At 67.5% G+C, this 8,824-nt stretch carries 6 protein-coding genes and 1 pseudogene; 5 read left to right on the top strand and 2 right to left on the bottom strand.

Features of this window, described 5'->3' with window-relative positions; genetic code table 11:
- Both ABIR74_RS08590 and ABIR74_RS08585 read right to left on the bottom strand, forming a co-directional pair.
- A pseudogene (locus ABIR74_RS08590) lies at window positions 1-275 on the bottom strand ((S)-ureidoglycine aminohydrolase); the annotation flags it as partial.
- Between the two features lie 168 nt (window positions 276-443).
- Window positions 444-2,627 (bottom strand): MMPL family transporter, encoded by a 2,184-nt coding sequence (locus ABIR74_RS08585; protein WP_348177064.1) that lies wholly within the window; start codon window positions 2,625-2,627, stop codon window positions 444-446.
- A gap of 180 nt (window positions 2,628-2,807) precedes the next feature.
- On the opposite strand from ABIR74_RS08585, the gene ABIR74_RS08580 reads away from it, so the two are divergent.
- From ABIR74_RS08580 to ABIR74_RS08560, 5 genes are all read left to right on the top strand, one after another.
- Entirely contained in the window at window positions 2,808-3,953 is a 1,146-nt protein-coding gene (locus ABIR74_RS08580) for a sensor histidine kinase (protein ID WP_348177062.1), read from the top strand.
- Window positions 3,950-4,606, top strand: a complete 657-nt coding sequence (locus ABIR74_RS08575) for a response regulator transcription factor (RefSeq protein WP_348177060.1) — start codon at window positions 3,950-3,952, stop codon at window positions 4,604-4,606. Before ABIR74_RS08580 ends, ABIR74_RS08575 begins: the two co-directional genes overlap by 4 nt.
- A gap of 317 nt (window positions 4,607-4,923) precedes the next feature.
- Window positions 4,924-6,291 carry an NAD-dependent succinate-semialdehyde dehydrogenase gene (locus tag ABIR74_RS08570; RefSeq protein ID WP_348177069.1) on the top strand — a complete coding sequence of 456 codons (1,368 nt, stop codon included), beginning with the start codon at window positions 4,924-4,926 and terminating at the stop codon, window positions 6,289-6,291.
- A gap of 249 nt (window positions 6,292-6,540) precedes the next feature.
- On the top strand, window positions 6,541-8,241 hold the full coding sequence (locus ABIR74_RS08565; RefSeq protein WP_348177067.1) for an ATP-binding protein: 1,701 nt from the start codon (window positions 6,541-6,543) through the stop codon (window positions 8,239-8,241).
- Window positions 8,238-8,824 (top strand): response regulator transcription factor (locus ABIR74_RS08560; protein ID WP_348177058.1); only part of this gene is annotated, 587 nt, incomplete at its 3' end. The genes ABIR74_RS08565 and ABIR74_RS08560, both read left to right, overlap by 4 nt.

Genomic DNA, 8,824 nt, shown 5'->3' with positions numbered 1-8,824 from the left:
ATCGCCGCCTCGGCACCTGTGTCGGGCTCGGGGCTGTCGCTTCCACCGCCGGGCACGACCTCGACGGCGTACTGGGCGAACGTCTCGGCGAAGCCCGAGAGGGGGCGGGCGAGAATCCAGGCTCGTGTCCCCGTCCAGCCCGGCAGCTCGCTTGCCACGATGTCGCGCATCGCGCCGCCGGGGATGAACGCGTACGCCGTGGTGATGATCGCACCCGACCGTGAAGGATCGTCGCTCGACGGAGGCATCCCGCCCGGGGGAAACGCATAGGTCATGCCTCTGATCCTACGTCGGCTGCGGCACGGGCCGATCCGTACGCGCGCTCCGGCGACCGGATTCACCTCGATTGTGGGCTGTGACCTCTCACCCAATGCGCTTGCACACGCCGAGGCAACCGGCGCGTACGAGCGTGTCGTCGAGAGCTGGACGTGGGGAGTCGCTCCCTACGCGGCTGACGAGGCATCGACAGGCGATGCCGTGCCGTCGATGGACGGCAACCGGTGGTCGAGCCAGCGAGGGAGCCACCAGTTGGCGTCGCCGAGGAGGCTCATCGTGGCCGGCACGAGGACCATCCGCACGAGCGTGGCGTCGATGAAAATCGCGATCGCGAGACCGAGGCCGAACATCTTCGTTCCAGGGTCGTCGCCGAGAACGAAGCCGAGGAAGACCGAGACCATGATCAATGCCGCCGACGTGATCACCCGTGCGGTGCTCGAGATGCCCCGGGCGATCGATTGTCGATTGTCTCCCGAGATCAGATACTCCTCCCGCACGCGAGAGAGGAGGAAGACCTCGTAGTCCATCGAGAGCCCGAAGAGGATCGCGAACATGAACATGGGCAGGAGCGAGACGATCGGCACCTCGGATTCCAGCCCGATCAGGCCGGCTCCCCAACCCCACTGGAACACCATCACGAGCACCCCGTAGGCGGCGCCGACGCCGAGCAGGTTGAGAAGCGCAGCCTTGAGCGGCACGATGATCGATCGAAAGACGAGCGTCAGGAGTAGGAACGACAACGTGACCACGGCGGCAATGAAGAGCGGGAGTCGATCCTGCACCCGTTGTCCGATGTCGACAACGCTTGCGGTGCGCCCACCGACGTGAGCGACTGCAGGGCCGTCGCCGAGGACTCGTGGGAGGACGTTTTCACGAAGTCGTCGCATCGTGGCGGAGGTCGCGGCGTCCTGGGGGCCGGTCGTCGGGAAGACGACAAGCGTGGCGACTCCGGCGTACCTCTCGATTGGCGCGATCGCAGCAACTCCGTGGTCGGCGGCGATGGCGTCGCGCAGCGGGCCGACGACGGACGGGGTCCGCGAGGCATCGACGGCGACGAGCAGTGGGCCGTTGAACCCCGGGCCGAACGCTTGTGCGGCGAGGTCGTAGGCCCGCCGCTCGGTGCGGCTTCCGGGGAGCGAGCCGTCGTCTGGCATGCCCACCTGGAGGCCGAGGACCGGCACCGTGAGCGCGACCAGCACGCCGCCAACGCCGACCAGATACGGCCAGGGGTGCCGACAGACGTGCAGTCCCCAGCGCTCCCATCGTCGCTCGGCTTTCTCGCCTTTCGGTCTTGCGTCCGGCCGTCGTCGGATTCCGTTGATGCGATGCCCGGCTAGGCGAAGGAGAGCCGGCAGGAGCGTGATCGACGCGAGAACCATGATCAGCACGACCAGAGCGACAGCCATCCCAGCGGCGGTCATTGCCGGGACGCCGGCCACCGCGAGGCCGAGAATGGCGACGACGACGGTGCCGCCGGCGAAGACCACGGCCTGGCCGGCGGTGGAGACGGCGCGGGCGGCCGACTCCTCGACCGTCAGGCCGTCGGCGAGGTAGCCGCGGTGGCGGGTCACGAGGAAGAGCGCGTAGTCGATTCCCACGCCCAGACCGACCATGCTCGCAAGGACGGGTGCCCAGCTGGGGACGTCCACGAGATAGGCGAGGAGTCCCATCGAGCTGACCCCGATAGCAATGCCGAAGAGCGCGATCCCGATCGGCAGCCCCATGGCGATGATCGACCCGAACGCGAGGAGGAGGATGATCGCTGCGACGAGAAGGCCGATGATCTCTCCGATATTCGTCTCGGCTGCCTCGAACGCTGCGAAGAGGTCGCCGCCGGCCTCGATCTGGAGTGTCGATCCCACCCGGGAGTCGGCGACGAGGCCCTTGAGGTTCGCCAGATCATCGGCAGAGAGACGTTCGATCTCCGGGTACTGAACGCGGATGATGGCAACCCGTCCGTCAGCCGACATCTCCCCGAGGAGCGGCGCGCGCCCGGCTGCAAGATCTCCGGCCGGGCGGCTCGTTCGGAGCACATGGGGCAGGCCTGCGATTGAGGCTTCGAGGCCAGCGAGAGCGGCGTGGGCAGCTGCGGAGTTGCGGAACGTGTCACCGTTGCCGTGCAGGGTCACGACGACCTGGGCCGTGAGCCCTGCCTGATCGGACCGGGCCGAGGCGAGCATGTCGGTCGCCTTCTGCGAGTCGAGGCCGGGCGCAGTGAAGGAGTCGCTGAGCCGCTGGCCGAAGGTGCCGGCCGCCACGATCAGGAGCGTGGCGAGAAGAAGCCACGATGCGATGACCGTGAACGGGCGGCGGGCTGCAAACCCACCGATCAGGTAGAGGGCTCTCGACATCGGCATACCTTCCACTCGGCGGTTGATGAGCGTCAGTCGGTGACTGACCAATGTCATCGTGAGCCTCGGCGGCGCCTCGCACATCGGCTTCTCGGCCCGATCGGGATGGCCGATGGAACGGTCTTCGGCTCATCCTTTCGTCCGATGTCGCCCGCTGATGGAGAGAGCTACGCTGGGTCGATGGTCAGCACCGCCCTCCGTCAACTGTGGGCCGAGCCCCGAGTCCCGCACCCACCGAAGCGGGTCTGGCGCGACTGGGTGCTCGTCGCAGTGCTCGTGCCGACTGCGATCGGCGAGGGAGTCCTCCGCGCTGATGTCGTTTGGCGGCCCGCAGCCCTCGTGCTCTGCGTGGCGCTCGTGTTCACGCTGCTCGTGCGCCGCACGCACCCTCTTGCGTCCGTCGGGATCGCGTTCGGTGCGCTCGCGGCGCTGGACGCCTCGGCGCTCGTCGCCGGTGTGCGGCCCCCGGGGCTCTACACAACCGCGTTCGTCGTGCTGCTCCCCTACGCGCTCTTTCGCTTCGGCTCCGGCCGGGAGATCGTCATCGGCCTCGGTTTCATGCTCACGTCGTACACGCTCGCGATCATCGGCGACTTCACGGGCGTTGTCGAAGCGATCGTCGCGTTGGTGTTCCTGCTCTCTCCCGCGGCGCTCGGTACGGCAGTCCGTGCTGTCCTCGTGTCACGAGAGCGAAGCCTCGAGCAGGTCAAGCTCCGGGAGCGCGAGCACCTCGCCCGGGACCTGCACGACAGCGTTGCCCATCACGTCTCTGCCGTCATCCTCCGCGCTCAGGCCGGCCGCTACCTCTCGAAGACCGATCCGAACGCGGCTGTCGATGCTCTCGCGGTGATCGAGGACGAAGCCTCGCGGGCGCTCGCGGAGATGCGACTGATCGTCGGTGTTCTGCGCAAGGGAGAGCACGCCGACCTCGCGCCGACGCCGGGCGTGGCCGACATCGAGCAGCTCGCCACGGCGTTCGACGGGCCGCCTCGGATCGAGGTGGACATCCAGGGCGATCTTCACGACCTCGGGCCGTCGGTCGACGCCGCGATCTACCGCATCGCGCAGGAGTCGATCACCAACGCGACGCGCCACGCGCGCGGCGCGACCTGCATCACGGTGCGCGTCGTAGGGGACGACGCTGCAGTACGTCTTACCGTCGAGGACGACGGCACGAGCCGCCCGGAATCGGGGATCGCGGGCTACGGTCTCGCCGGAATGACCGAGCGTGCCACGCTGCTCGGGGGCACGCTCGAAGCCGGCCCTTCACCCGTGCGGGGCTGGACCGTTTCTGCAGTCGTGCCGCGGGGAGTTTCGCTCGCGTGAGCATCAGAGTGGTCATTGCGGACGACCAGGAGATCATCCGGACAGGGCTGCGCATGATCCTCGACGCCCAGCCCGACATCGAGGTCGTCGGCGAGGCGGCAGATGGGCGTGCCGCCGTGGCGCTCGCCCGGAGCCTGCGCCCCGACGTCTGCCTGTTCGACATCAGGATGCCCGAGCTGGACGGGATCGAGGCGACCCGTCAGCTGGCCGGGCACGACGTGGCGGATCCTTTGGCGGTCGTCGTGATCACGACCTTCGACCTCGACGAGTACGTGCACGGCGCGCTGAAGGCCGGCGCGCGTGGTTTTCTACTGAAGGACGCCGGCCCCGAACTTCTGATCCAGGCGATTCATGCTGCCGCGAGCGGCGATGCACTGATCGCGCCGAACGTCACGGTGCGGCTCCTCGCAGAGTTCTCCTCCACCGATCGCGCGCGAGCACTGGCCCAGCCGCATGAGCCACTCACCGCGCGGGAGGAGGAGATTCTCGTCGCGGTGGCGAGTGGCCACACGAACGCCGAGATCGCCGCGGAGCTGTTCATCAGTCTCAGCACCGTGAAGACGCATCTCGCGAGCCTCATGGCGAAACTCGATGCGCGAAACCGGGTCGAGATCACGATGTGGGCCTACGAGACGGGCCGCATTCAGAGCTGATCGGATTGGCGGCTGACCGTGGCGGACTTTGCGTCTCGGGCGTCTCGTCGACGCCCGAGATCCGGTCGTTGTCGAACGGGCTCCCGCATCGTCTCGGAACGACGTGAACCCGTTGAGCCCTTGCCTGCGAGCTCGTCGGCCGACTTCGGCAGGAGTCCGTCAGCCGCCGAACACTGCCGAGGGGCTGCCTGCTCTGCGATACCCCAGGCAGGAATCGACCCTGTGTATACCGTTCTTGACGCGACAACCCAGGTACTGTCCCAGTGCTTCTCGAGACCGAATTCCCCGGCAGCGTGACGACCGAGCAGGAGGACGATGTGAGCGACTATGCGGTGACCAATCCGGCAACGGGTGAACTCGGCAAGACATACCCGACGATCGGCGATGCGGAGCTCGCGGACGCGATCGCGACAGCGGATCGGGCTCACAGCGAGTGGTCGCGCGCGGCGACGATCGAGGAGCGTGCCGCCCTGGTCCGCCGCGTTGGCGAGCTTCACACGGAACGGCGCGACGCGCTCGCAGAGATCATCGGCCGCGAGATGGGCAAGCCGATCGAGCAGGCCCTCGGTGAGGTCGACTTCTGCGCCGCGATCTACGAGTACTACGCGGACAACGCGGCAACCTTGCTGGCGGATGAACCGATCAGCCTCTCCGACGGAGACGGTTCGGCGTTCGTTCGTCGGAGCTCCGTCGGCGTGATCCTCGGGATCATGCCGTGGAACTTCCCGTACTACCAGGTCGCGCGTTTCGCCGGGCCAAACCTCGTCGTGGGCAACACGATCCTGCTGAAGCACGCGTCGCAATGCCCGGAGTCGGCCGCCGCAATCCAGGCCATCTACGACGACGCCGGCTTCCCGGGAGGGGCGTACACGAACATCTACGCGACGAACGACCAGATCGCTGGCGTCATTGCCGATCCGCGGGTGCACGGTGTCTCGGTGACCGGCTCGGAGCGAGCGGGCGCGGCAGTCGCAGAGATCGCGGGACGCAACCTCAAGAAGGTCGTGCTCGAGCTCGGTGGCTCGGATCCGTTCGTGCTGCTGAGCACGGATGACCTCGACGGTGTCGTGGAGTCCGCGGTCGCTGCCCGGCTCGACAACGCAGGCCAGTCCTGCAACGCTGCCAAGCGCTTCGTTGTCGCGGCCGACCTCTACGAATCGTTCGTACGCAAGCTGACGGACGCGCTAACAGCGGTCGAACCCGGCGACCCGTTCTCGCCCGACGCCGAGATGGGCCCCCTCTCCTCGGCGACCGCCGCCGACAGACTCGAAGACCAGTTGCGCCGGGCGGTGGCAGGGGGTGCCACCCTCGTCGGTGGAACACGGGACGGCAACTTCGTCTCGCCCGGCGTCCTCACGGGAGTCACTCCCGGCAATAGTGCCCACCTGGAGGAGTTCTTCGGGCCGATCGCGATCGTCTATCGCGTCGATTCCGAGGACGAGGCTGTCGCGGTCGCGAACGACACGCCCTACGGGCTCGGCTCGTACGTCTTTACCACCGACCCCGATCAGGCATTGCGGGTCGCCGATCGAATCGAGGCCGGGATGGTCTTCGTGAACGTCGTCGGCGCAGATGCAGCCGAGCTCCCGTTCGGCGGCGTCAAGCGCTCCGGCTTCGGCCGCGAGCTCGGCCGTTACGCCACCGAGGAGTTCGTGAATCGGAAGATGATCCGGGTCGGCGGGTGAACCGGATCGAATCGAGGTGATGCGCCCGGTCGAACTTGCGCACGCGGTTTGCTCCTTCATCGCTTGGAGCGGGTTCAATGCGCGGTGCCGATCCTTCCTGCTGCGTTAGCCGTCCTCGATGGCTAGCGAACGCGGATCGTCTCTTGGAGATGTGCGGCATGCGCCGACGCAGAGCGTAAAGGTTCGCTCACGAGCCTCCTTGCGCGTGCCCAGCGCTGCTATTTCTGCAGGATGCTATTCAGAGTGAGCATGCGGTGGTGGCTCGCGGCGGTGTTCGGGATCATCGTTGCCGGCGCGGCGATCACGGTGGCCCAGGTGCTCACGATCCGCAGCGAGCACGCATTTGGCGAACGCGCCAAGGAGCTTGCCGCGGGCAGCGCTGTCACGGCGGCGGGTGCGATCATGTCACGGGAGCCCGGCCAGAGCCTCGCGGTCGCGACCGCGCTTGCGGCCCGGCAGCGGCAGGTCGCGATCTTCGTCTTCGACGACCGCGGCCGACTCCTGACCGCTCCGAGCTCGCACGGCGTCGCGGTCGAATCCGTCCCCGACCTCGACGCGGTCGTCCAGGGCTCGATCGCGGGCAGCCGGTCGATGAACTCGGTGTCGGACGGACGGCGGATCGTCGTCGGGCTGCCCCTGCGAGGTAACGATGCGGCGACGCTCGTCGCTGTCGCCTCCCGACCCGATCTCGTGGCAGCGGGCAACATCGTGCGTGGAGAGCTCGCCCGGACGCTGTTGGTCGCGATCGCCGTTGGAGCGCTCGCCGGAATCTCGATCGCGATGTTGATAGCGGCGCGGCTGCGGCGGATCGGCAGAGCAGCAGCGCGAATCCAGGCTGGTCACTTCGACGAACCGTTGGAGATCCGGTTCCACGACGAGCTGGGTCAGCTGGCGGAGTCCGTCGAGCAGATGCGGCGCACGCTACGGGACTCGTTCGCAAGCCTCGAGGCGGAGCGCGACCGGCTTCGGGATCTCCTCGAGCAGCTGCAGGAAGGCGTGATCGCCATCGACTCATCGCTCGCGGTCGTGTTTGCCAACTCCCGCGCAGAGTTACTGCTGGGCCGGCGGAAGCTGGCCGCCGGTTCGATGCTTCCAACGCTCTGGCCCGGCGTTGACGTGCACGCGTTCGCCGCCTCGCTGTTCGAGAAAGGCAGCCGGGCGGCCATGTTCCGCGTCTCTCCCCGCGAGGGATTCACGTTCGCCGTCGCCGGTGTCCCGGCGCGCGATTCCACGGACACCGCTCTCCTCGTGATCACGGACGTGACGGTAAGCGTTCGCCGCGAGCGGGCCGAGCGCGAGTTCGTCGCCAATGCCGCACACGAGTTGCGAACGCCGCTCTCGGCGATCTCGAGCGCCGTTGAGGTCCTCCAGGATGGCGCCAAGAGCGACCCTGATGATCGCGACCGGTTTCTCAGCGTGATCGAGCGCCAGTCGCAGCGTCTCGCGCGGCTCGTGCGCACTCTTCTGGCTCTAGCGCGCGCCCAGACGCACGCCGAGCCCCTCGCGATGGAGACGGTCGACGTCGGGTCGGTGCTGGCCGAGGTCTCCGACGAGCTCTCGGGCGATCTTCGCGTCGAGACGAGTTGCGAGCCGCGGCTCTCGGTTCACGCCCACCGTGAGCTCCTCGTCCATGCCGTTGGCAATCTTGTCGCAAACGCGGCGAAGCATGCCAACGGCAGCCCGATCGAGATCGACGCACGCCGATCGCCTGGGGCAGAGGTGCGGATCGAGGTGCGCGATCGTGGGCCTGGTATCGACGATGCCGAGCGCGAATTGGTGTTCGACCGTTTCTACCGAGGTGGGAACCGGGATGGCGATGGGTTCGGCCTCGGCCTCTCGATCGTCCGTGAGATCGCCGTGGCCCTCGGTGGCGAGATCGAGATCGAGCCACGCTCGGGTGGAGGTACGGTTGCGGCGATCGTGATCGAGCGACAGCAGGAGCCTGAGTGAGCGCACGCATCCTTCTCGTCGACGACGAGCGCGACCTGCGGGAGACGGTCGCGTACGCACTCCGCCGTGAAGGGTTCGACGTGCGGACGGCTGCAGACGGGCAAGCAGCTCTGGACACCGCGCGAGCTGCAGCGTTCGAGGTCGTGATCCTGGACGTGATGATGCCCGTACTCTCGGGGCTCGAGGTGTGCCGCACGCTCCGGGCCGAGAGTGATGTGCCGATCATCATGCTGACGGCCCGGGACGCGGAGGTCGACAGGGTGCTCGGGCTCGAGCTCGGCGCCGACGACTACATCGGGAAGCCGTTCTCGACACCTGAGCTCGTGAGCCGGATCCGCGCCGTCCTGCGCCGCCGAGAGCTCGACCGCGTGAGCATGGCGGCGACAACGATCGAGGTCGGAGGTGTTCATGTCGATCTCACCCGGCACGTGGTCACCGTCGACGGCGCGCCGGTTCGTGTCACCCCTTCCGAGTTCAAGGTGCTCGCGTTCCTCGGGTCGGAGCCGGGCCGCGTGTTCTCGAGGTCGCAGATCATGGAGCATCTCTGGGACGCCACGTTCGTCGGCGACGCCCGAGCCTGTGA

It is taken from the genome of Gaiella sp., assembly GCF_039915195.1.
Classification (GTDB): Bacteria; Actinomycetota; Thermoleophilia; order Gaiellales; family Gaiellaceae; genus Gaiella.
Note: the sequence above shows the minus strand (reverse complement) of the source record. Positions and strands in the feature narration are given on the sequence as shown.

Excerpts from the sequence above, each read along its gene's own strand:
- ABIR74_RS08585 (WP_348177064.1), bottom strand. The coding sequence starts at position 2,627 with ATGTCGAGAGCCCTCTACCTGATCGGTGGGTTTGCAGCCCGCCGCCCG.
- ABIR74_RS08580 (WP_348177062.1), top strand. The coding sequence starts at position 2,808 with ATGGTCAGCACCGCCCTCCGTCAACTGTGGGCCGAGCCCCGAGTCCCG.
- ABIR74_RS08565 (WP_348177067.1), top strand. The coding sequence starts at position 6,541 with ATGCGGTGGTGGCTCGCGGCGGTGTTCGGGATCATCGTTGCCGGCGCG.